19 protein-coding genes and 1 pseudogene are annotated in these 22,553 nt (G+C 60.1%); 13 read left to right on the forward strand and 7 right to left on the reverse strand.

The genetic code is table 11. The features are described from left to right. Window positions 1–153: 153 nt before the first annotated feature. Window positions 154–483 (reverse strand): hypothetical protein, encoded by a 330-nt coding sequence (locus VJ651_RS11175; protein WP_324107531.1) that lies wholly within the window; start codon window positions 481–483, stop codon window positions 154–156. Between the two features lie 177 nt (window positions 484–660). After that, window positions 661–1,383, reverse strand: coding sequence for an acetoacetyl-CoA reductase (gene phbB / locus VJ651_RS11180; protein ID WP_324107532.1), 723 nt, complete (start codon window positions 1,381–1,383; stop codon window positions 661–663). A 414-nt stretch (window positions 1,384–1,797) separates the two neighbouring features. Between phbB and VJ651_RS11185 the strand changes: the two genes are divergently transcribed. The 9 genes from VJ651_RS11185 (at window position 1,798) to VJ651_RS11225 (ending at window position 13,672) form a co-directional block, all read left to right on the forward strand. After that, window positions 1,798–3,630 (forward strand): FAD-dependent oxidoreductase, encoded by a 1,833-nt coding sequence (locus VJ651_RS11185; RefSeq protein ID WP_324107533.1) that lies wholly within the window; start codon window positions 1,798–1,800, stop codon window positions 3,628–3,630. Further along, entirely contained in the window at window positions 3,630–5,468 is a 1,839-nt protein-coding gene (locus VJ651_RS11190) for a 2-oxoacid:acceptor oxidoreductase subunit alpha (protein ID WP_324107534.1), read from the forward strand. The genes VJ651_RS11185 and VJ651_RS11190 overlap by 1 nt, the downstream gene beginning before the upstream one ends. Continuing rightward, entirely contained in the window at window positions 5,465–6,520 is a 1,056-nt protein-coding gene (locus VJ651_RS11195) for a 2-oxoacid:ferredoxin oxidoreductase subunit beta (protein WP_324107535.1), read from the forward strand. Before VJ651_RS11190 ends, VJ651_RS11195 begins: the two co-directional genes overlap by 4 nt. An 84-nt stretch (window positions 6,521–6,604) precedes the next feature. Beyond that, window positions 6,605–7,186, forward strand: a complete 582-nt coding sequence (locus VJ651_RS11200) for a 2-oxoacid:acceptor oxidoreductase family protein (protein ID WP_324107536.1) — start codon at window positions 6,605–6,607, stop codon at window positions 7,184–7,186. Continuing rightward, window positions 7,179–8,432 (forward strand): pyruvate ferredoxin oxidoreductase, encoded by a 1,254-nt coding sequence (porA, locus tag VJ651_RS11205; RefSeq protein ID WP_324107537.1) that lies wholly within the window; start codon window positions 7,179–7,181, stop codon window positions 8,430–8,432. The genes VJ651_RS11200 and porA overlap by 8 nt, the downstream gene beginning before the upstream one ends. 9 nt (window positions 8,433–8,441) lie before the next feature. Then, complete coding sequence (locus VJ651_RS11210) at window positions 8,442–9,437, forward strand: thiamine pyrophosphate-dependent enzyme (RefSeq protein ID WP_324107538.1); 996 nt, start codon at window positions 8,442–8,444, stop codon at window positions 9,435–9,437. A 1-nt stretch (window position 9,438) separates the two neighbouring features. Continuing rightward, entirely contained in the window at window positions 9,439–11,061 is a 1,623-nt protein-coding gene (locus VJ651_RS11215) for an NAD(P)-binding protein (RefSeq protein ID WP_324107539.1), read from the forward strand. A gap of 170 nt (window positions 11,062–11,231) precedes the next feature. Further along, entirely contained in the window at window positions 11,232–11,789 is a 558-nt protein-coding gene (locus VJ651_RS11220; RefSeq protein ID WP_324107540.1) for a hypothetical protein, read from the forward strand. 191 nt (window positions 11,790–11,980) lie between these two features. Beyond that, a complete protein-coding gene (locus tag VJ651_RS11225; protein WP_324107541.1) occupies window positions 11,981–13,672 on the forward strand; it encodes a PAS domain S-box protein in 1,692 nt (563 codons plus the stop codon). Window positions 13,673–13,681: 9 nt separating this feature from the next. Here the strand turns inward: VJ651_RS11225 and VJ651_RS11230 are convergent, their stop codons facing one another. Further along, a complete protein-coding gene (locus VJ651_RS11230) occupies window positions 13,682–13,897 on the reverse strand; it encodes a hypothetical protein (protein ID WP_324107542.1) in 216 nt (71 codons plus the stop codon). 339 nt (window positions 13,898–14,236) lie between these two features. On the opposite strand from VJ651_RS11230, the gene VJ651_RS11235 reads away from it, so the two are divergent. After that, complete coding sequence (locus VJ651_RS11235) at window positions 14,237–16,156, forward strand: AAA family ATPase (protein WP_324107543.1); 1,920 nt, start codon at window positions 14,237–14,239, stop codon at window positions 16,154–16,156. A gap of 338 nt (window positions 16,157–16,494) precedes the next feature. On the opposite strand, the gene VJ651_RS11240 is transcribed toward VJ651_RS11235, so the two are convergent. Then, complete coding sequence (locus tag VJ651_RS11240) at window positions 16,495–17,019, reverse strand: hypothetical protein (protein ID WP_324107544.1); 525 nt, start codon at window positions 17,017–17,019, stop codon at window positions 16,495–16,497. 43 nt (window positions 17,020–17,062) lie between these two features. Then, window positions 17,063–17,449 (reverse strand): annotated as a pseudogene (locus tag VJ651_RS23565) (cation-transporting P-type ATPase); the annotation flags it as partial. A gap of 50 nt (window positions 17,450–17,499) precedes the next feature. On the opposite strand from VJ651_RS23565, the gene VJ651_RS11250 reads away from it, so the two are divergent. Continuing rightward, complete coding sequence (locus VJ651_RS11250; protein ID WP_324107545.1) at window positions 17,500–18,417, forward strand: universal stress protein; 918 nt, start codon at window positions 17,500–17,502, stop codon at window positions 18,415–18,417. Window positions 18,418–18,660: 243 nt separating this feature from the next. Further along, window positions 18,661–19,020, forward strand: coding sequence for a hypothetical protein (locus VJ651_RS11255; protein ID WP_324107546.1), 360 nt, complete (start codon window positions 18,661–18,663; stop codon window positions 19,018–19,020). A 24-nt stretch (window positions 19,021–19,044) separates the two neighbouring features. On the opposite strand, the gene mnmH is transcribed toward VJ651_RS11255, so the two are convergent. Then, window positions 19,045–20,094 carry a tRNA 2-selenouridine(34) synthase MnmH gene (gene mnmH, locus VJ651_RS11260; RefSeq protein WP_324107547.1) on the reverse strand — a complete coding sequence of 350 codons (1,050 nt, stop codon included), beginning with the start codon at window positions 20,092–20,094 and terminating at the stop codon, window positions 19,045–19,047. Window positions 20,095–20,386: 292 nt separating this feature from the next. Between mnmH and selD the strand changes: the two genes are divergently transcribed. After that, window positions 20,387–21,445 carry a selenide, water dikinase SelD gene (gene selD, locus VJ651_RS11265; protein ID WP_324107548.1) on the forward strand — a complete coding sequence of 353 codons (1,059 nt, stop codon included), beginning with the start codon at window positions 20,387–20,389 and terminating at the stop codon, window positions 21,443–21,445. 96 nt (window positions 21,446–21,541) lie between these two features. On the opposite strand, the gene VJ651_RS11270 is transcribed toward selD, so the two are convergent. Further along, entirely contained in the window at window positions 21,542–22,174 is a 633-nt protein-coding gene (locus tag VJ651_RS11270) for an MEDS domain-containing protein (protein ID WP_324107549.1), read from the reverse strand. Window positions 22,175–22,553: the final 379 nt, after the last annotated feature.

Below are 22,553 nucleotides of genomic sequence, written 5' to 3' on the forward strand. Positions count from 1 at the left end.
CGCGCATCAACAAGCAATGAGACGCCGCCGCTTAATGAAAAATCCCCCACCGCTTTGAACTGAGGTAAAGCAATGACTTTATGCAACCTCCTGAAAACCATGTCAGCGCCCGCTTTCCCAGCTAATGACGCAGTAGTACTAAAGCGGTGGGATTCAGGCTGCCAGCCTGCGTGGCGCATACTGTCCGGCGATCGCGGTAATCGCCTCCTGCGCTTGCGCAATCATTCGCGCCGCGGTCTCGCACAACTGCCGGGATTCCGCTGTTGTCATGGTCTGCATGCGCAGCGCCTGCTCCGTCATCTCGAGCACATCGCGTTGCAGCAGACGCAGAGCGCTGCGGTGCTTTTCCGCCTCGCCGAGAATTTTTTCATGGAGCGTGTCGGTGACGGGCGTGCGCTCTTCCTGCGCTTGCGCCAGTTGCCTGACCACGTAGGCGAAAGACTGGACTGTCAAATCGATATCAGACTTGGTTTGAATATTCATGAATGATCCTGAGGCGACTGGTTGACACAGGATATTTAACGGCCTGCATCAATATTCGGCCGACTTTCTAACAATTATTTACAGTTTGCCGCAGGCATGAATGACAATCGGTAAGATTTTATTTTTAACCCGGGAATCCGGTTGTCAGGAGGGCGACGAATTGCTTCGACTTCCAGATCAACTCATGTACTGCCCGCCATTCACCGCAAACGTCGCCCCGGTGATGAAGCCCGCGTTGTCATCCACCAGAAACGCCACCATGCGCCCCACATCCGCCGGCACGCCCAGATGCCCCACCGGGATCTCCGCCACGATCGACTGCAGCACATCCTGCGGCATGGCAGCTACCATGTCGGTGTCGCTGTAGCCAGGTGCAATCGCGTTGACCGTGATGTTCTTGCGAGCGCCTTCCAGCGCAAGCGCCTTTGTGAAACCGAGAATGCCTGCCTTGGCGGCGGCATAGTTGGTCTGGCCGAACTGGCCCTTCTGCCCGTTGACGGAACTGATGTTGACGATGCGTCCGAACTCGCGTTCGCGCATGCCTTCGATGACGTGGCGGCACATGTTGAACACCGCGCCGAGGTCGTTGTTGATGACGCGCCACCATTGGTCGGGTGTCATGTGATGCAGCACGGCGTCGCTGGTGATGCCGGCGTTATTGACGAGGATGTCGACGTGGCCGAATTCCTTCTCGATGTGTTCGATGCCGCTGCGGCAGGCATCGTAATCCCCGACATCCCATTTGAAGACGGGAATCGATGTCTCCTCGCACAGTTCCAATGCCGCGCCGACGTTGTTGCAGCAGACGGCCACAACCCGGTAGCCCTTGTCGCGCAGCGCGAGCGATATCGCCTTGCCCAAGCCACGCGTTCCACCGGTGACGATTGCTGTGCGACCCATGAATCCACCTCCGTGCGCGCGATGCTTGTCATGCCGCAGGCCGCGCGCCGACATGCAGCGATGTATTGCTCCGGAGATCGCTTGTTGCAGCGCATCCAGAGCGTCCGGTACCAGATTAGTTGTCGCGTCTTCAAGTTCAATTGACTCAAGTCAACGAAAACCGAACAGCTTTGGTTGCCGTCCGGCATAACTCAAAGCATCTCGGAGCATTTTGATTCAAATCAATCAAATAAACCGGACGGATCCCTACACTCTGCTTGCTGGTTAGCAATTAATACTACCCCAGCGAGACCCGCGCATCTGACCGGCTGCGAGACATCGCGGTCGCCGTGCGCTTATCGAAAGCACACCGCCTCGTGACCAAAAGTCATTGACAGTGCGTGGCAACGAGGGTGCGCTCATAGGAGATTCGCATTGAAGCCAACTGATACCGGCCATCCCGACTACTTCCACCAGGTAGTCAACTGCCAATGGTCCTGCCCCGCCCATACTCCCGTACCTGAATACATTCGCATGGTTGCATCGGGCCGCTACAGCGATGCCTACATGCTGAACTGGGAGGCCAATGTGTTCCCCGGCGTGCTCGGTCGCGTCTGCGATCGTCCGTGCGAAACCGCATGTCGCCGCTCCCGCGTCGAGACCGATGCGAAGAAGGATCCGGTCGCGATCTGCCGCCTCAAGCGCGTGGCGGCCGACTACAAGAGCGATGTGCGCGGCCGCATGCCCAAGCCCAATCCGAAGAACGGCAAACGCATCGCCTGCGTGGGCGCAGGGCCGGCATCGCTGACCGTTGCGCGCGATCTTGCTCCGCTCGGCTACCAGGTGACCGTGTTCGACGGCGAGAAGAAAGCCGGCGGTTTCATGCGCAGCCAGATTCCGAAATTCCGCTTGCCCGACGAAGTGCTGGATGAAGAAACCGGCTACATCCTCGACATGGGTGTCGAATTCCGTGCCGGCGAACGCATCGACAGCCTGCAGGACTTGATGAGCCAGGGCTACGACGCGATCTTCGTCGGCAGCGGCGCGCCGCGCGGTCGTGATCTCGACGTGCCCGGCCGCAAGGAAGCGGCGGCGCATATCCATCTCGGCATCGACTGGCTGGCCAGCGTGTCTTTCGGCCACATCGACCGCATCGGCGAGCGCGTCATCGTGCTCGGCGGCGGTAATACCGCGATGGATTGCTGCCGCTCCGCGCTGCGCATGGGCGGCGAAAAAGTCAAAGTCATCGTGCGCTCCGGCTTCGACGAAATGAAAGCCAGCGCATGGGAAAAGGAAGATGCGCAGCATGAGGGCATCGAGATCTTCAATTACATGGTGCCGAAGTCCTTCACCCATGAAGACGGCAAGCTGACCGGCATGTGGTTCGAGAAGGTCAAGGCGGTGTATGACGAGAAAGGCCGGCGCAACCTCATTCCGACCGGCGAGCCCGATCAGTTCGTGGAGTGCGATGATGTCCTCGTCGCCGTCGGCCAGGAAAACGCCTTCCCCTGGATCGAGCGCGACATCGGTTTGCAGTTCGACAAGTGGGACATGCCGGTCGTCGATGCCAAGACCATGCAATCGACGCTGCCGCAGGTCTTCTTCGGCGGCGACGCGGCATTCGGCCCGAAGAACATCATCACGGCCGTCGCGCACGGCCATGACGCGGCGGTCTCGATCGATCGCTTCTGCCATCGCGAAGACGTGGCGCAGCGTCCGCTGCCGAAGGTCAACCTGATCAGCCAGAAGATGGGGATTCACGAGTGGAGCTACGACAACGTGGTCTCGCTCGACCATCGCCATCCGGTGCCGCTGTCGGACTTCAAGGTTGCGTTGAAGAGCATCAAGATCGAAGTGGAGCGCGGCTTCTCGCCGCAACTGGCGACGAAGGAAGCACAGCGCTGCCTCAACTGCGACGTGCAGACCGCCTTCACGGCCAGCCGCTGCATCGAGTGCGACGCCTGCCTCGACATCTGCCCGATGGATGCGCTGACGCTCACGGAGAACGGCGAGGAAGCCGATCTGCGCAGCCGCCTGAAGGCGCCGTCGCTCCATCCCCAGCAGAACCTGTTTGTGTCCGCGCCGCTCAAGACCGGCCGTGTGATGGTCAAGGATGAAGACCTGTGCCTGCACTGCAGCCTGTGCGCGGAACGCTGTCCGACCGGTGCCTGGGACATGCAGAAATTCATGCTGACAATGACCCATGCCGGCCCGGGTTGCCGCGATCGCCACATCCCCAAAGCCGTACCCACCAAGGAGCCTGCGTAATGATCCAGAAAATCCAGGCGAACAATGATTTCGTGGTCAAGTTCGCCAACGTCAACGGCTCGGGCTCGGCCTCGGCCAACGAACTTTTTGCACGATCCATCCTGCGCATGGGCGTACCCGTCAGCCCGCGCAATATCTTCCCGTCGAACATCCAGGGCATGCCAACGTGGTACGAAGTGCGCGTGTCCGAAGACACCTATCTCGGACGCCGCGGCGGATGCGACATGATGGTCGCGATGAACCCGCAGACCTGGGATGCGGACGTGAAGGAAGTGGATCCGGGCGGCTACCTGTTCTATGACAGCACGCGTTCCATCCCTTCGTCGAAATTCCGCGAAGACCTGACCGTGATCGGCATGCCGCTCACGCAGATCGTCAACGATACCTACAGCGACGCGCGCGAGCGCCAGCTGTTCAAAAACATCATCTATGTCGGCGCCCTCGCCGCGCTGTTCGACATCGATCCGAAAGTCATCGAACAATTGTTCAGCGAACAGTACAAGGGCAAGGAAAAGCTGCTTGCGTCGAACGTCAAGGCCTTGCACATGGGCCGCGATTACGCGCTGGCCAATCTCGACTGCGCCAACGTCGGACTGAAGGTGAAGCGCGCCGACAAGGTCGGCAACCGCATCTTCATCGACGGCAATCAGGCGGCGGCGCTCGGCTGCGTGTGGGGCGGCGCCAATGTCTGCGCCTGGTACCCGATCACGCCGTCCTCGTCGATTCCGGAAATGTTCGACAAGTACTGCAAGAAGCTGCGCATCGATCCTGAAACCGGCAAGCACAATTACGCCATCATCCAGGCGGAAGACGAACTGGCATCGATCGGCATGGTGATCGGCGCCAACTGGAACGGCGCGCGCGCGTTCACCGCGACGTCCGGCCCGGGCATCTCGCTGATGACCGAATTCCTCGGCCTCGCCTACTTCGCGGAAGTGCCTGCCACCTTGATCAATGTGCAGCGCGGCGGCCCGTCGACCGGCATGCCTTCGCGCACGCAGCAATCCGACCTGTTCTCCTGCGCCTATGCCTCCAACGGCGACACCAAGCACGTGCTGCTGTTCCCGCAGGATCCGAAGGAAAGCTTCGACTTCTCCGCCGCCGCACTGGATCTTGCCGACCGCTTGCAGACGCCGGTGTTCGTGATGCTCGATCTCGACATCGGCATGAACACGCGCCTGTGCGATCCCTTCGAGTGGGACGACGAGAAGCGCATGGATCGCGGCAAGGTGATGAACTTCGACGACCTCGAGTCGGGCCGCGATTTCGGCCGCTATCTCGACGTCGATGGCGACGGCATCCCGTATCGCACCTACCCCGGCACGCATCCGACCAAGGGCGCCTTCTTCACGCGCGGCACCACCAAGGACCGTTATGCGCGCTACAGCGAGGAAGGTCCGGTCTACGTCGACAACATGGAGCGCCTGGCGAAGAAGTTCGAAACCGCCAAGGAGCTGGTGCCGAAACCGATCGGACGGCTGGCTGCAAAACCGACCAAGTTCGGCGTGATCTACTTCGGCTCAACCAGCCCCGCCATGCATGAAGCGCTCGACGAACTGGAACAACAGGGCATGTATGTGGACGCGCTGCGCGTGCGCGGCTTCCCCTTCCATTCCAGCGTGGTCGACTTCATCGAGGCGCACGACCATGTGTTCGTGGTCGAACAGAACCGCGATGCGCAGCTGCGCAGCATGCTGAGCATGGAATGCGGGCTCGATCCCGCGCAACTGATCCCGGTATTGCACTATGACGGCACGCCGATCACCGCACGTTTCATCACCAAGGCCATCGCATCGCGCCTGGCGTTGTTCAGCCCGCTGAAGGAGGTGGCGCAATGACTTATATCGCAAAACCCAAGCTGCACCATCCGTCGCTGCAGACCAACAAGATCGGCTACACCCGTCGCGACTATGAAGGCTCGGTATCGACCCTGTGCGCAGGCTGCGGACACGATTCGATCTCGGCCGCGATCGTGCAGGCCTGCTTCAACCTGAACATCGAGCCGCACAAGGTGGCCAAGCTGTCCGGCATCGGCTGCTCGTCCAAGGCGCCGACCTACTTCCTCGGTGGTTCGCACGGATTCAACACGGTGCATGGACGCATGCCGTCGGTGCTGACCGGCGCCGCGCTCGCCAATCGCGACCTGATCTACCTCGGCGTATCGGGCGACGGCGACTCGGCCTCGATCGGCATCGGCCAGTTCGCGCACAGCATGCGGCGCGGCGTGAACATGACCTACATCGTCATGAACAACGGCGTGTACGGTCTGACCAAGGGCCAGTTCTCGGCAACGGCAGACTTCGGTTCCAAATCCAAGAAAGGCGTGGTCAACACCGATTCGCCGGTGGACCTGGTGGCGCTGGCGCTGCAGCTCGGCGCGACCTATGTCGCACGCAGCTTCTCCGGCGACAAGGCGCAACTGATTCCGCTGATCGAAGGTGCACTGGCGCATCAGGGCGCGGCTTTCATCGACGTCATCTCGCCCTGCGTGACCTTCAATAATCACGCCGGTTCGACCAAGAGTTACGACTATGTGCGCGAGCACAATGAAGCGGTCAACCGCATCGACTTTTTCACTCCCGGGAAAGAGATCACGGCGGATTATGCGCCGGGCACCATGCAGGAAGTCACGCAGCACGACGGCTCGGTCCTGCGCCTGCGCAAGCTGCACGAGGACTACGACGCCAGCGACCGCGTGGCCGCGATGAACCATTTGCAAAAGCATCACGCGATGGGCGAGATCGTGACCGGTCTGCTGTTTGTCGATCCGAAGGCATGCGATTTGCATGTGCACATGAACACGGTCGACGTGCCCTTGAACACGCTCGATGAGCGTGCCTTGTGTCCGGGATCGGCAGCACTGGAGACGATCAACGCATCGCTCCGCTAGGCATTTCCAGCAGTGCTCCCGCTTCCCCACAAAGGAAACGGGAGCGAAGCACGTGACGATTATCAACAGTCATCAGGAGCGCACATGCTATTTCAGGTCCGAATCCATGGCCGAGGCGGCCAGGGTGTGGTGTCTGCCGCCGAAATGCTTTCGGTTGCCGCCTTCCTAGAAGGAAAACACGCGCAAGCCTTTCCCAGTTTTGGTTCAGAACGCATGGGCGCGCCGGTGATGGCATTCTGCCGCATCGACGACAAGGAAATCCGCCTGCGCGAACCGGTCATGCGTCCCGACGCCCTGATCATCCAGGACCCGACCCTGCTGCACCAGGTCGATCTCTTTTCCGGCGTCTCCCCCGACGGCTACATCCTCATCAATTCCACTCGCAGCTTCGACGAACTCGGCATCGGCGAGTTCGTCAAAGGCTATCGCGCCGAACACCTGTGTACGGTGCCCGCCACCGAACTGGCCTTGAAGCATGTCGGACGACCCTTGCCCAATGTCGCATTGCTGGGAGGCTTCGCCGCCATCAGCGGCCGAGTGCAAATCGACTCGGTCTGCGCCGCGATCCGCGACAAGTTTCCGGGCAAGATTGCCGAGGGCAATATCGCCGCCGCGCGTGAAGCCTATCGCTACGTACAGGCAGAAATGGAGGCCAACCATGCTTAAGCAAACCGAAGGCTCTCATGCCATGGCGGAAGCCATCGCGCTATGTCGTCCGGAAGTCATTTGCGCCTATCCGATCACACCGCAAACCCACATCGTCGAGGGCCTGGGCGAGATGGTGAAATCGGGCGAACTCAAGAATTGCGAATTTATCAACGTCGAGTCGGAATTTGCCGCGCTATCCGGCGCGATCGGCGCCTCCGCCGCCGGCGTACGCACCTATACCGCGACCGCCAGCCAGGGACTGCTGTTCATGGCTGAAGCCGTGTACAACGCCGCCGGCCTCGGCTTGCCGATCGTCATGACCATCGGTAACCGCGCGATCGGCGCGCCGATCAACATCTGGAACGACCATACGGATTCGATGTCGATGCGCGACGCCGGCTGGATCCAGATCTTCGCGGAAACCAATCAGGAAGCGGTCGACCTGCATATCCAGGCTTTCCGTCTTGCCGAAGAGTTGTCCATGCCGGTGATGGTCTGCGTCGACGGCTTCATCCTTACCCACGCGTACGAGCGCGTCGACGTGCCGACGCAGGAACAGGTCGATGCCTATCTGCCGCGCTTTGAGCCTCAACAAGTGCTCGATCCGCGCGACCCGGTGTCGATCGGCGCCATGGTCGGCCCGGATGCCTTCATGGAAGTGCGTTATCTCGCGCATCAACGGCAGATGCGGGCGCTGGAGCTGATTCCGGCATTGTCGGAGGAATTCAAGCAGGTGTTCGGCCGCGAATCCGGCGGCCTGATCAAGACCTACCGTTGCGAAGATGCCAAGACCATCGTGGTCGCGCTCGGCTCGGTGATGGGCACCATCAAGGACGTGATCGACGAAATGCGCGAGCAAGGCAATTCGATCGGCGCGGTATCGATCTGCTCCTTCCGCCCCTTCCCCAGCGAGGAATTGCACGATGTGCTGTCGCATGCGAAGCGCATGGTGGTTCTCGAGAAATCGCTTGCGGTCGGCATCGGCGGCATCGTGTCGCACAACCTGCGCATGGCGCTGTCCGGCATTTCTCTGCACGCCTACACGGTCGTCGCGGGCCTTGGCGGCCGCGCGATCACCAAGTCCAGCCTGCGCAACCTGTTTGACAAGGCATTGAAAGACGAGCTCGAAGCGCTGACTTTCCTCGACCTGAACCAGGAAGTCGTCGACCGCGAACTGGAACGCGAGGCGCAACAGCGCCGTTCCGGTCCGACCGCGGAAAACGTGTTGCGCCAGATCGGCACCGTCGGCGCGACCTTGCGATAGGAGCCCACCATGGACAAGCAACCCATCAAGTTCTACCAGACCGGCACCTTCACCGTCGGCAATCGCCTGCTCGACCAGAACCAGCGTTCGGTGCAGGCCAACATGACGCGCACCAACTCGCTCAATTCCGGCCATCGCGCCTGCCAGGGCTGCGGCGAGGCGCTTGGCGCACGTTACGCTATCGATGCGGCAATGCGTGCAGCCAACAACCAGGTGATCGCAGTGAACGCGACCGGCTGCCTGGAAGTGTTCTCCACGCCCTATCCTGAAACCTCGTGGCAGATTCCCTGGATTCACTCGCTGTTCGGCAATGCCGCAGCCGTTGCCACCGGCGTGGCGGCCGCGATGAAGGTCAAGGGCCGGCGCGAGGTGCGCGTGATCGCGCAGGGCGGCGACGGCGGCACCACCGACATCGGCTTCGGCTGCCTGTCCGGCATGTTCGAACGCAACGATGATGTGCTTTACATCTGCTACGACAATCAGGCCTACATGAACACTGGCGTGCAGCGTTCATCGGCCACGCCGCCGGCCGCGCGCACCGCAACCACGATGCCGGTCGGCGAGGAACCCGGCGCGCCCTTCGGCCAGGGCAAGAACGTGCCGCTGATTGCCATGGCGCACGGCATCCCCTACGTCGCCACCGCATCGGTCGCCTACCTGCGCGACCTGGAAGCCAAGGTGCGCAAAGCAATGTCAGTGCGCGGCGCGCGCTACATCCACATCCTGGTGCCTTGCCCGCTCGGCTGGGGAGCACCGTCGCAAGATACCATTCGCCTCGCGCGGCTGGCGGTGGAAACCGGCATCTTCCCGCTGTTCGAAGCCGAACACGGCGAGGTGACACACTCGCACAAGATCCGCCACCGGGTGCCCGTCGAGGATTACCTGAAACTGCAGAAACGTTTCGCGCATCTGTTCGGCAAGCAGCCGGCCGTGGAAACGATCGCCCGCATTCAGGAAATCGCGGACAGGAACATCAGGAAATTTGACTTGCTGGAGGACCGCTGAGATGGACAAACCGTTTGCAATCACCCTCGACGTCGGTTCGTCGCTGGCGAATCACACCGGTTCCTGGCGCACCACCCGCCCCGTGTATGTCGATCGCCTGCCGCCCTGCAACAACGCCTGCCCGGCAGGAGAAAACATCCAGGGCTGGCTGTTCCATGCCGAGTCGGGAGATTATGAAAAAGCGTGGCGCGAGCTGGTGAAGAACAATCCGATGCCGTCCATCATGGGACGCGTCTGCTACCACCCCTGCGAATCCTCCTGCAATCGCGGCAAGCTCGATGACACCGTGAATATCCACGTGGTCGAGCGCTTCCTCGGCGATGAGGCCTTGCGGCGCGGCTGGAAGGTCGAGATGGCGCCGGATAGCGGCAAGCATGTACTGGTCATCGGCGCCGGACCCTCCGGCCTGTCGGCAGCCTATCATCTGCGCCTGCTCGGCCATGCCGTCACCATTTACGAAGCCGGCCCCTTGACCGGCGGCATGATGCGCTTCGGCATTCCGCAATACCGCTTGCCGCGCGATGTGCTCGATGCCGAAGTCAAGCGCATCGAAGACATGGGCGTAACCATCAAGCTCAATCACAAGGTCGACGACGTGCAGAAATCGATGATGGAAGGCGGATTCGATGCCGTGTTCCTCGCGGTCGGCGCGCACCTCGCCAAGCGCGCCTACATCCCCGCCGGCGACGCCAACAAGATCCTCGACGCCGTCTCGGTCCTGCACAGCATGGAAGGCGAAGAAAAGCCCCTGCTCGGCCGCCGCGTCGTGGTGTACGGCGGCGGCAATACCGCCATCGACGTCGCGCGCACGGCGCGCCGGCTTGGGGCAGAGGAGTCGATCGTGGTTTATCGCCGCACGCGCGACAAGATGCCGGCACATGACTTCGAAGTGGAAGAAGCCTTGCAGGAAGGAGTGATGATGAAGTGGCTTTCCACCATCAAGGAAGCGGGCGAAACCAGCTTCACGGTGGAGAAGATGGTGCTGGACGAAAACGGTTTTCCGCAGCCGACCGGCGAGATGGAAGCCATCGAAGCCGACTCGCTGGTGCTGGCGCTCGGCCAGGATGTCGACCTGTCCCTGCTCGACAACGTGCCCGGCCTCGTCATTCAGGACGGCATGGTGCAAGTCGATCGCACGATGATGACGGCGCATCCCGGCGTGTTCGCGGGCGGCGACATGGTGCCCTCGGAACGCACCGTGACGGTGGCCATCGGCCATGGCAAGAAAGCCGCACGCAACATCGATGCATGGCTGCGCGGCACGACGCTGGAAACGCCCCCCAAGCATGAACAGGCGACCTTCGACAAGCTCAATACCTGGTATTACGCCGATGCGCCGAAGACGGTGCAGCCGGTGCTCGATATCATCCGTCGTCAATCGACCTTCGACGAAGTGATGGGCGGTCTGGACGAGCACAACGCCCTGTTCGAGGCACGACGCTGCCTGTCCTGCGGCAACTGTTTCGAGTGCGACAACTGCTATGGCGTCTGCCCCGACAACGCGGTAATCAAGCTCGGCCCCGGCAATCGTTTCCAGTTCAATTACGACTACTGCAAGGGATGCGGCATCTGCGTCTCGGAATGCCCCTGCGGAGCGATCAAGACCGAGCCGGAAACGATCTGACCCGTCCTGCAAGTTCGAGCTGAAATGCCGCTCCCGCGCGGGGCGGCTACAGTCTCGACTTTTTCCGCGTTTAAGCAAAAGCAAGCGCCAAGGCTCCTGAACATCAGCGGTTTGTGCCATCATTCAAGCAGCTTGAGCCGATTGGAATGATGACGCCAAAGGAGTCGCCAATGAATCAGGTTTTCCTTTTCAAGGCCGCAGGATGCCTTGCCTGCCTTTCTGCGGCAACGCTGTTTGCGGCGGAACTTCCGCAGCCGCAGCCGCTGCCGGAGACGAACGGACCGACCACCGTCTACCGCCAAATCACCTCGGATGGCCGCATCGTGTATTCGGACAAGACCCTCCAGGGTGCGAAGGTCGATCACACCATTACCGTCGAGCCGCCGATCAAGGGGAATTTATGGTCGACCGAAGCCGGATCGAAACCGGTTGCCCCACAGCAATCGGAACGCACGCCGGTCAACAAGGTGCCGTCCATTCCCGTTCCCGGCAAGACGAAAACGATCGAGCAAGCGAACTCGGATGTCATCAAGGCCGAGATGCTGCTGGAGGACGCAAGGAAGCGGCAACAGGCCGGCGACGCCCGCTTGCCCGGTGAACCGGATGCAGCCTACGCCGCGCGCAGAAAATCGCTGGCGCGTGATGTGGCGGATTCGGAGGCGATGCTCAACAAAGCCCTCGCGGATCGCAAGGCATTGCGCAGCGTGCGTTATGGTCAGCTTCCCTAGTGCCCCGGCTGCGGTCAGCTTTAGCCCATTCATGACGTCAGCGTTTGTCCTACCGCAACGAGCATTAAGATCTTTCATCTTGTCGGCACCCGATTGCGACGTGCGAATGCTAGGAAAACAAGGGCGATTCCGTTATTCTTGACGCCTTCGCGCTCGCGCAAGGCCCGCTCAATCATCCATCGTCCCACCATATGCTGTCGCAGACGCTCTTCTCCGAACGCCGGTTCCTTAGTCAGAAAATCAGGGATGTCGTGAATGCGATTCCTGCCGCATTCTTCGTCAAGGACAGCCATAGCAAGATCATCCTCATGAACCAGGCGTGCGAGGAGCAATGGGGATTGGCATTCGACGATGTCTATGGGACAGATGCCAGTCAGTTCTTTCCTGCCGAACAGATGCAGTGGTTCCTGGAGAAGGATCGCGAAGTCTTCGCCGGCGGGCGGCAAATCGACTTTGAAGAAAATTTCTGGAACGAAAAGCGCAAGGAAAACCGCATCGGCCATACCGTGAAAAGGCCGATCTACGATAGCGATGGCAAGCCCCTCTATCTGGTCGGCATTACGGTCGATATCACGGAATGCAAGCAGGCCTCGGAGCGTCTCCGCGCCAGCGACGAGAAATTGCGCAGCCTCTTCGAACTGGCGCCGGTCGGCATTGCCCTGAACGACATGCAAGGTCGCTTCATTGAATTCAACGACGCGTTCCAGCGCATTTGTGACTATCCGCGCGATGAACTGCGAGCGCTCGACTATTGGGCGCTCACGCCCCGGGAATACGGCGAGCAGGAAGCCCTGCAATTGAAGTTGCTTGCCGAAACAGGCTGTTACGGCCCCTATGAAAAGGAATACATCCGAAGGGATGGAAGCCGGGTCCCGGTTCGCCTGAACGGCGTCCAGGTGCAAGGCACCGGCGGCCAACCCTGCATCTGGTCGATCGTCGAGAACATCACCGAGCACCGGCGCGTCGAAGAATCGATGAAACTTGCGTCGCTGATCTATCAGTCCAGCAGCGAAGGCATCATGGTCACCGACGAACTGAACCGCATCGTCGATGTCAATCCTGCATTCACCCGCATTACCGGCTACGAGTTGGCGGAAATCAAGGGGCGCAACCCCAGGCTGATGCAATCGGGCATGCACAGCACGGAGTTCTATCAGCAGTTCTGGAATGCCATCCACGGGCGGGGAAGCTGGCAGGGTGAAATATGGGATCGCCGCAAGGACGGCCAGTTGATGGCCAAATGGGTCAACGTCAGCGTCATTCGCAGCGAGGATGGAAAGATCTATCGCTACGTTGCGCAGTTCTCCGACATTACGGAAAAAAAGCGCATGGACGAACTGATCTGGCGCCAGGCGAATTTCGACCAGTTGACCGACTTGCCCAACCGGCGTCTGTTCCGTGACCGGCTGGAGCAGGAAATCAAGAAGGCCAACCGCACCGGATTGCCGCTGGCGCTATTGTTCATCGACCTCGACCATTTCAAGGAAATCAACGATACGCTCGGTCACGACAAGGGCGACATCCTGCTGACCGAAGCGTCGCAGCGCATACGGCGCTGGGTGCGCGAGACCGACACGCTTGCGCGCCTGGGCGGCGACGAATTCACCATTGTCATCCCGGACTTCGGCAATGCGGCGACCATTGAACGCATTGCCCACCATATCATTCAGGAACTCAACGCGCCGTTCAATCTCGGGAGCGGGCAAGGACAGATCTCGGCAAGCATCGGCATCACGATTTATCCAGCCGATGCCGACACCCTGGAAGACCTGCTCAAGCAGGCAGACCGGGCGATGTATCTTGCCAAGATGCGTGGACGCAACTGCTATGCCTACTATTCGGATACTCCACATGCCGCCAGTGGCGCGGCGGCCGGCGAATAGAGCGGGCGATCAATGATGATGCGACCAGCTGCCGTCCTCTGAAGACAGGTAGGATTCCACCGCGTCTTTTTGCCCTGTGGCATGGCGCATCACTTCACCGCAGCTGCAGATGCCTTGATAGGGCTGAATGTGCGAACACGCGGACACCTTCTGCAGAAATACCGTCACCGGTTTTGAACATTTTTTGCATTTGAACGTGAGCGTGCGGGATGGTTTGTTGCGCATGTTGTCGGTTGAGCCAGGCAAGAAATACGGGAGCGCAAGTGTAGCAAAAAAGAAGCAGCCTGTTCCGTGCCCCCACATCCGACCCGCGTCCACCCGCCCCCTCTTCCAACGCTGTCCATTGCGGCAAGACACTCTGCCAACAGCGAAGTAAAAATGCCAAGAAACATCCAGAATCCGGGCCGCAAATCGAAAATTTTCGCCAAATCCGGGAATTTAATCTTTGATTGAGGCAACCATTGCGCATGCGCTCTGTCGTATAAATGCTCGATCGAAACGTATGCGTGGCAGGCTCTGTGAGCTATCACCCATGCAGATCCTTTCAATGTACCAGGACAGACAATGCCAAGTTTTTCAAAAGTCTTTGAATCCACCAAAAACCTCTACGTCCGGCTCGCCCTTATCATTCTGGTAGCGCTTGTCGCGGTAGCGGTTGCCTATAAACCGATGGTGCTGCCGGAGGCCAATCCGGTCGTGCAGTCGCAGGACATTTCCGAAATCACCAAACTGGCCGCGAACAAGAACCGGCTGGAATACCTGCTGCTGGCGAATCCGCTGTCGAACTTCCCGCGCTATGTCTTCAAGTACAAGGACGCGCCGCAGATTCACGTGGTGAAGGTGCCCAGCACTTCCCACGCCAATCTCGAGCGCGAAGTGCTGCTGAAGAATGCGATTCCGTACGCCATTGCTCAGGAAGAATATCTCAACGCGCACAAGGAAGTCCTGCACGATCCGGAGGCCGACTCCAGCGCAGCCGTGGAAATCGGCGGCTTCCTCGCACGCAATGCCATCGGCCTTCTGCTGCTGGTGGCCATGTTCGTCGGCCTGCGCAAGCATCTGCCCGGCATGGGCGGCTCCAGCGCATCCGTGGTCAAGCCGGAGAACCTCAAGGGCAGCATGGACGACCTGGTCGGCATGGAAGACATCAAGGCCGAGGTTGCGCATCTGGAAGAAATGATCGCCAACCGCGACCTGTACCGCTCGCATAATATCGACAAGCCCTTCAACGTCATGCTGACCGGCCCGGCCGGCACCGGCAAGACCAAGCTCGCGGGTTATCTCGCGAAGAAGCTCGATATTCCGCTGATCCAGGCGTCCGGCTCCGGCCTCGAATCCGGCTTTGTCGGCGGCGGCGCCAAGGCGCTCAACGCGATCTACAAGAAGGCCTGCGCACAAGGCCGCTGCATCATCTTCCTCGACGAAGCGCAGAGCCTGTTCATGCCGCGCGGACGCGGCGACAAGAAGTGGGACGACGATACCGCCAACACCCTGCTCGGCCTGCTCGACGGCATCAAGAGCGACCAGGGCGCAGGCGTGATCTGGGTCGTGGCATCCAATTTCGATGATGCCAGCATGCAAATGGACGAAGCCATGCTGCGCCGCTTCGCGGTGAAGATCAACTTCCGCCTGCCGAACAAGGCCGAGCGCCGTGAGCTGATCAACGTCTTTCTGTCGCGCAAGGATGTGGAATGCGTCGACTGGGGCAACCTGAACCTGGACTATGTCGCCGAGATCACCGCGAACCTGAGCCCGGCCTTGCTGGAAACCGTGGTCGATCGCGCCAGCATGATCGCCATCCAGGAGAAAATATTGATCACGACCGACGTACTGTTCCGTGCCTTCGAGCGCGCCTCGATCGGCCTGACCGACCGCGCCACCACGGCGGAGAAGAACAAGGAACGCGAGCGTGTCGCGCTGCACGAGCTGGGCCATTTCTTCATGCAGATCGATCCGTACGTGCGCCAGGGTATGAGCTGGGACGAGGTGAAGGCGAAGTCGAATCTGTTGAAGATCAGCACCGAATCGGTGTCCAAGATCGGCGCGCTCGGCTACGTGCTGTCGGCCCAGCACGACGTCTCGCTGCGCACGCTGGAAGAACTGGAGCAGGACGTGATCCAGCTCTACGGCGGTGTCGCGGCCGAGGAGCTGTTCTACGGCGCGCGCGGCATTTCGACCGGCAGCCACAACGACATCCAGAAAGTCACTTCGCTGCTGGACACCATGGTCAACCGCCTGTCCATGTATTCGCATTCCAAGCTCGACTACAGCCAGCTCAAGCGCGAAGGCGCGGCGGAGGAAGCCATGCGCCAGGTGGAAGCCAAGGCAGACGAACTGTACAACCGCACGCTGGAAGCGATGAAGGGGTACAAGGACCTGATTGGCGTACTGGCAGGCACCTTGCTGGAGCGTTATGTGTTGTCCAAGGATGAAGTGTTCGCCCTGCTGGCCGAATTGACCGAACCACGGCGCAAGGCGGCCTGAACAAGTCCTTCCTGAACCCTTCGGACAAAAGCCTCGGCGTCGGTCTGCATTTTTCACTTGACGATTTGCTGGCGGTGAAGTGCATTGCCTTGCCTGGCGCGGTCGCACAAATGGGGCCGACCACCGCCCTGTGTATGCTGAGCCGGACCAGGTTCTCAAGCGTCGAACCCGGCAAGAACCGTCCCGGGGTTTCGTTATCGGACATCCCGGTGACGGCGAGTCCGGACTGCGTGCTGTCCGCCGTTTTCCGCATGGTGGCAGTCGTATCCTCGCTGCGCACGAGACGTAGCGCCGTGGCAAATTTGCCGTCGTGAGGTCCTGGGCGAGCTGTTGTCGTGCTACACATGCAAGATTTGTTCGTCGTTCGCCCCGCTCGCCCAAGCCAGCGCCTGATCGGGAGAGGCCGCGGGTTCGAGCACGTGCAACACCACCTGTTCGGCATGCCACTCATTGGCTAACTGGGCGCTCCGGTCCAGCGCACGGTCGCATCGTGCACTCAGGTGTTCTCGCCCAGACGGGCGTCGTTGCACAGCACGCCAGCGCGAACTGCCATCGCCAGACACACGCTGCACCGTCATTTCGTTGCGCGTCAGCGTGACGGTCTTGCCCGAGCAGATGACCGTCACCGATCCCAGCGCTTCCACCGCAGGCAGACCTTCGGGAACGGCCGAGGCGGCCAGGGCCACCGCCATCATGAACATTTCCGATGGGCTGTAATTCCGCCACAGCGTGCCAAGCACAAAGGTTGCCGCGGACACACTCAGGATGGCCAAGTCCAGTACGCGGCCGAAACGATCCACCTGACGCTGCAGAGGCGTGGTCAGGTTGCGGATGCCCGACAGCATCTGGTTGATCTTGCCCAACTCGATCGCCCGAGGCCAACACCACCACGTCGCCGGGTACCAGATCGGCGGCATCGATCTCCTGGCGCCGGCCGTTGCGAACCACGTTGGCGTGCGGCGAGAGCATGGCGCGAATGGCGTCGAGCGCCGACTCGGCATTGCCTTCCTGAATGAAGGCAATGATGGTGTTGACCACCACCGCCATTATCAGGACGCCCGCATCGATCCAATGCCCGAGCAAGGCTGTGATCACGGCGGCCCCAATCATCACGTAAATCACGTAAAGCAGGATATTGTTGAACTGCGTCAAGAAGGGCAACAGCGGGCCACGCCGCTTTGGCGGAGCCAATCGATTCGGGCCGTATTGATCCAGTCGCGAACGAGCTTCGTCCTCGATCAGACCGTTTGCGCCGGTGCACAGCTTGAGCGAGCCGATAGCAAAGATCCTCATTGAAGTATTAGGATGGGCACATAAAACTTTAACTACTGCCTGACATCCCTGTGGTCGATATCGTCAACCTTGAGGTGAATATCGTGAATCAATCAACTCGCATTCTGGCGGCAACAGACTTGTCCGCCCCGGCCCGCCATGCTGTCGAACGCGCGGCCCTGGTCAGCAAGGAAATGAGGAGCACGCTTGATCTGCTGCACGTCGCCAACCTCGCGCCTCTGGAGCGTCTGCGACAACTTATGGGTGCAACGCCGGCCGACATGGAACGGCGGCTCCTGGATACCGCATCGCAAAAGCTCCGCGACCTCGCCGCTACACTCCAGCAACGCTTTGGCGTCACGGCCGATACCCATGTGGTCGCCGGCTCGCTGCTGGCCGAACTGACCAAAAAAGCCGACAGCCTGGCGGCGGATCTGCTGGTTTGTGGAGCCAAGGGGGAAAGTATCGTTCGCCACTACACGCTGGGAACCACTGCCGCGCGCATGTTGAGCAAGGCGAAATGCCCTGTGCTGGTGGTAAAACAGCCGCCTCGCGAGCCCTACCGGAGGCTGCTGGTGCCGGTCGATTTCTCGCCCTCGTCGCTACCGGCCATCCGACACGCCCGCAGCATCGCACCATGTGCCGGCATCGTGTTGCTGCATGTCTTTGATGTGCCTTTCGAGGGGTATATGCGCTATGCCAGCGTAGACGAAGACATCATCAATGACTATCGGATCGCTGCCAGACAGGAGGCGACTCAAAAGCTCAATGACCTCTGCAACGAAGCCGAACTGGATTCCTATTGCGTCAATCAGGTGGTAATGCACGGCGATCCGCCCTTGCACATCATCGAGCAAGAACAGGAGTGGGATTGTGATTTGATCGTCATGGGCAAGCACGGAGAAAGCCTGTTAGAGGAGTTTCTGCTCGGTAGTGTTACCAAACACGTTTTGTCCGAATCCCAAGGTGATGTATTGGTTTCGGTGTGACTTCTCCACGTATTCCAAGTCAATCGCATTCGCCTTTATTCCCGAAAACGAGATTCGACTCCCCGATTTCGGGAGAAATCAGTGTCGAAGCAGGGCTATTCCCGCCTCCCGCGCGACAGACAGTCAGGTACACGGCCGATTTGATCTGGCTGGCGCGAAAGATGCTTCAGGATAAGCTTGACGTGGATCACTCCACGCACGGACGTGCGCGTCCATTTTCATTGACTCGGGAAAAACATCAAAATGAAACTCGCTAATGCCCTGTTCGCACTGACCGCTCTATTCGCTTCCGCCGCCGTCAACGCTGCTCCCCTGCCCGCCGGCCATCCCGCGCCGTCCGCGGCCGATGCGCAAGGCTTGCCGGAACTGACGCAGACCGGCAAGGTGGTCAGCACGCTCGACGCCAAGGAATATACCTACATCGAAGTTGCGCAGGACAAGAAAACCATCTGGCTTGCCGCGCCGGCGACCCAGCTGAAGAAGGATACGGTGATCCGTTTTGAAGATGGCGCGGTGATGACGAATTTCCGCAGCAAGCTGCTGAACCGCACCTTTGACAGCGTCATGTTCGTCAACCGCGTCGTGGTCGCAAACAAGAAATAAGCATTGTGGGCGCGCCGCGCCCTTTCAGGCTGCCGATGCGGCGAGTGCTTCCTCGAACCTTGAGCGCATCTCGCGCGCCACCGGCAGCAAGCCTGCTTCGGACAAGTCGTCGAGCATCAGCGTCGGCGATTTGTCGATTTCCGGGTAGTTGCGCTTGATCGAGCGCTGGTAGCTCGGGTCGTAGTGATTGCGCATCAGGCGTTCGAACAACTCCGGCACCTGGCGGCGTTCCGCCAGCGCTTTCCATTCATCGAATTCCGGTCCGCCAACCAGCGGACGCAGGTGAACAAGCCGTTCGATCAAGGCTTCCGGATCCTGCTCGAAGTGGCGGTAATCCTCCAGCAAGAGCTGCACGCGTTGCGACATCGGCGCGCTCACCGTCACCGTCATGCCCTTGCGCATGGCGTCGAGCAAGGCCTGCGGCACCTGCACCTGCCCGATCTTCTTGCTCTCGGACTCGACCCATACCGGTCGCGACGGATCGAACTCCGAAAACCGGCGCAACAGCAAACTGTCGAACATCTTCTGGCTGGGCTGGCTCTTCCCCGGCACGGCGCCGATGATGGAACCGCGATGGATCGCAATGCCCTCCAGGTCGAGCACCTGGGCGCCCTCTTTTTCCAGCGCGGTCAGCAGACGCGTCTTGCCGCTGCCTGTCGATCCGGTGACCACGATGTAACGGTAATCGGCGGGAATCGCTGCCAGTTGCTCATTGACCCAGTGCCTGTAGGATTTCCAGCCGCCCTTGAGCTTTTCGACGCGGTAGCCGATGGTGTCGAGCACGTCGAACCACACCCGGCTGCGCTTGCCGCCACGGAAGCAGTACACCAGGATCTTGCTTCGCGGGGGGAGTTTCGAGATATGCGTCTCGATGTGGCGCGCAATATTGCGCAAGGAATAGCATGCGCCGAGTTGATAGGCTGCCAATGCATCGGTCCGGTGCAGCGTACCCACTTCGGCGTATTCATCGTTGTCCACGACAGGCAGGTTGATGGCGCCGGGGATGTGATCTTCCTCGTACTCGCGCGGGCAGCGGGCATCGATGATCAGGTCATAAGAGTTGAAATCGTACATGGCGACATTTTACGGCCAAGAAGCCGCTTTTCGGCAGGTTTCATACAAGCGGCTCAAGGCGATTGCATGAAGCCACTGCGCTGTCCACGGAAATCACGGAAAGAACTGGTGTTGCATCTTTTCCGTGTCTTCCGTGCCTTCCGTGGACAATGTGTTATTTTGCCTGCTCAGAGCCGGCCTTTGTGCAAGCGCCGTGACAAGCGGCCGAATTCTATCCGTGCCGTGCGCCTACAGATGGGGGATAATTTCACCCTTCACAAGAAACCAGACCGCCACCTCGGAACCAAGCGCCATGACCATCCAAACTGCCCCTGAAATCAAACTCACCTCCTTCTCGCACGGCGGCGGCTGCGGCTGCAAGATCGCACCCGGCGTGCTGGCCGACATTCTCCGGAAATCGAGCGGGTTTCCGGTGCCGAAGGAACTGATGGTCGGCATCGAAACGTCCGACGACGCGGCCGTGTACAAGCTCAATGAAGAGCAGGCGCTGATCGCCACCACCGACTTCTTCATGCCTATCGTGGACGATCCCTACGATTTCGGCCGAATCGCCGCGACGAACGCGATTTCCGATGTGTACGCGATGGGAGGCACGCCCATCATGGCGCTGGCCCTGGTCGGGATGCCGATCAATCAGCTGCCGATCGATGTCATCGGCAAGATCATCCAGGGCGGCGAATCGATTTGCGCCGAGGCGGGTATCCCGATCGCGGGCGGGCACACCATCGATTCGGTGGAACCGATCTACGGTCTGGTGGTGATGGGTCTGGTGCATCCGTCGAAGGTCAAGCGCAACGCCGACGCGAAGGCCGGCGACAAGCTCATTCTCGGCAAGCCGCTCGGCGTCGGCATCCTTTCCGCCGCGCTGAAGAAGAATGCGCTGGATGCCGCCGGCTATCGCGCCATGATTGACAACACCACCAAGCTCAACAAGCCTGGCAAAGCCTTGTCCGAGATGCGCGGCGTTCACGCACTGACCGACGTCACCGGCTTCGGGCTGCTGGGTCATCTGCTGGAGCTGGCACGTGGCGCGAAGCTGAGCGCACGCCTGAACATGTCGCAGATTCCCTTGCTGCCCGAGGTGCACGAACTCGCCGGACAAGGCTATGTGACCGGCGCTTCCGCGCGCAATTGGGCCGGTTACGGGCAGGATGTCAGACTGGCGGACGAGATCACCGCGACGCAGAAGGCGCTGCTGACCGACCCGCAGACCTCGGGTGGTTTGCTGGTGTCATGCGAGGAGAGTGTCGTACCGGACGTGCTCGCCCTTTTTCAGCGCGAGGGCTTCGGTCATGCGGCTGTGATCGGCGACATGCTGGCAGGCCCGGCCGGTGTGCGGGTCGAACGCTGATTGCGGAAAATCGCGATCTGACGATCTAGCAGGCTGTTGAAAAACGTAGCGAGCAGGCCCCAGGATCGGCCCGCGCAGTAGTTTTTCAACAGCCTGCTAGGCCGCAGCGGCATTCTGGCTCGCATCCGGTGTTATTTCCGGATGCGGACGGCCATCCAGCCGCGGAAGGAGCTGTGTGCATGTGCGGCGCGCGGCATCGAGCGCCAGGTGGTAATGGTCGGTGTCGAAATCGTCCACCTTGTAGGCCCGCAGCAGGGAGAATTTGCAGAGCACGGCGAGTTCGTTCCAGTATTCTGCGATCCGGTTCGCCGCCTCGCCGTTGCCCTTCTGCCAGAGCATGTCGCTCATTTCGCCATAGATGCGCACAGCATTGAAGTGCTTGCACGCACGTTGAATGACATCGACACCATGATCGCGAAAACGAAACCATTGCGGCATGCCGTTGGCCATCACGGCCATCAGCGAGACGTCGGCATCAACGATGCGAAGCTGGCCGCGCAGGACCACGTCGACCAGATCGAAACCCTTATGCATCACCAGCCGCCCTACCAGGAACGCCCAACGCGCCGAAGACGCCACGACAACGACCGCTTTCCCCATGCGCAATCCTTCGGCGATGAAATAACTGACCGTCTCCGTCAACTGATCGTCATGGCGATAAAACTGGACAATGTGATCGCCGGCAACCGGCCGGCTCAGCATTGTCTGCCATGGAGTAGCGTCGCTCATGTTTGTGTCCCTGATTTCATTGTTCTTGGCGTGAAGCTCGCACCGCGGCACACCGAATCTCGCATTGGCGGCGACCCGAAGACTTGGCCACCGGAAAGAGACAACGCTTATGTGAATTCGTTCCCGGCGACGTTGTGAAAACAGACTCTCACGGACGTGATTGGCAACGCAATTGCAGCCACGGGGACGAATCGCAAGGATTCAACGTCTTGAACGTGCGTGGATGAGAAAGCCTTGATCTAGCCTAATACAAATTTCTTGCGGTTTTGCCAATAATGACGAGATGAATATCTTCGTGCGGCGAGTTTACCAAACCCGTCATCATACCGATCCGCGACTGCATTCGCCATGCTTGCCGAGCCCGCGTCCGAACAAATAA

It is taken from the genome of Noviherbaspirillum sp. (genome assembly GCF_035254865.1).
Classification (GTDB): Bacteria; Pseudomonadota; Gammaproteobacteria; order Burkholderiales; family Burkholderiaceae_D; genus Noviherbaspirillum.

Coding starts and splice junctions, on each gene's coding strand:
- VJ651_RS11175 (WP_324107531.1), bottom strand. CDS start 483: ATGAATATTCAAACCAAGTCTGATATCGATTTGACAGTCCAGTCTTTC.
- phbB (WP_324107532.1), bottom strand. CDS start 1,383: ATGGGTCGCACAGCAATCGTCACCGGTGGAACGCGTGGCTTGGGCAAG.
- VJ651_RS11190 (WP_324107534.1), top strand. CDS start 3,630: ATGATCCAGAAAATCCAGGCGAACAATGATTTCGTGGTCAAGTTCGCC.
- VJ651_RS11195 (WP_324107535.1), top strand. CDS start 5,465: ATGACTTATATCGCAAAACCCAAGCTGCACCATCCGTCGCTGCAGACC.
- VJ651_RS11200 (WP_324107536.1), top strand. CDS start 6,605: ATGCTATTTCAGGTCCGAATCCATGGCCGAGGCGGCCAGGGTGTGGTG.
- porA (WP_324107537.1), top strand. CDS start 7,179: ATGCTTAAGCAAACCGAAGGCTCTCATGCCATGGCGGAAGCCATCGCG.
- VJ651_RS11210 (WP_324107538.1), top strand. CDS start 8,442: ATGGACAAGCAACCCATCAAGTTCTACCAGACCGGCACCTTCACCGTC.
- VJ651_RS11215 (WP_324107539.1), top strand. CDS start 9,439: ATGGACAAACCGTTTGCAATCACCCTCGACGTCGGTTCGTCGCTGGCG.
- VJ651_RS11220 (WP_324107540.1), top strand. CDS start 11,232: ATGAATCAGGTTTTCCTTTTCAAGGCCGCAGGATGCCTTGCCTGCCTT.
- VJ651_RS11225 (WP_324107541.1), top strand. CDS start 11,981: ATGCTGTCGCAGACGCTCTTCTCCGAACGCCGGTTCCTTAGTCAGAAA.
- VJ651_RS11230 (WP_324107542.1), bottom strand. CDS start 13,897: ATGCGCAACAAACCATCCCGCACGCTCACGTTCAAATGCAAAAAATGT.
- VJ651_RS11235 (WP_324107543.1), top strand. CDS start 14,237: ATGCCAAGTTTTTCAAAAGTCTTTGAATCCACCAAAAACCTCTACGTC.
- VJ651_RS11255 (WP_324107546.1), top strand. CDS start 18,661: ATGAAACTCGCTAATGCCCTGTTCGCACTGACCGCTCTATTCGCTTCC.
- mnmH (WP_324107547.1), bottom strand. CDS start 20,094: ATGTACGATTTCAACTCTTATGACCTGATCATCGATGCCCGCTGCCCG.
- selD (WP_324107548.1), top strand. CDS start 20,387: ATGACCATCCAAACTGCCCCTGAAATCAAACTCACCTCCTTCTCGCAC.
- VJ651_RS11270 (WP_324107549.1), bottom strand. CDS start 22,174: ATGAGCGACGCTACTCCATGGCAGACAATGCTGAGCCGGCCGGTTGCC.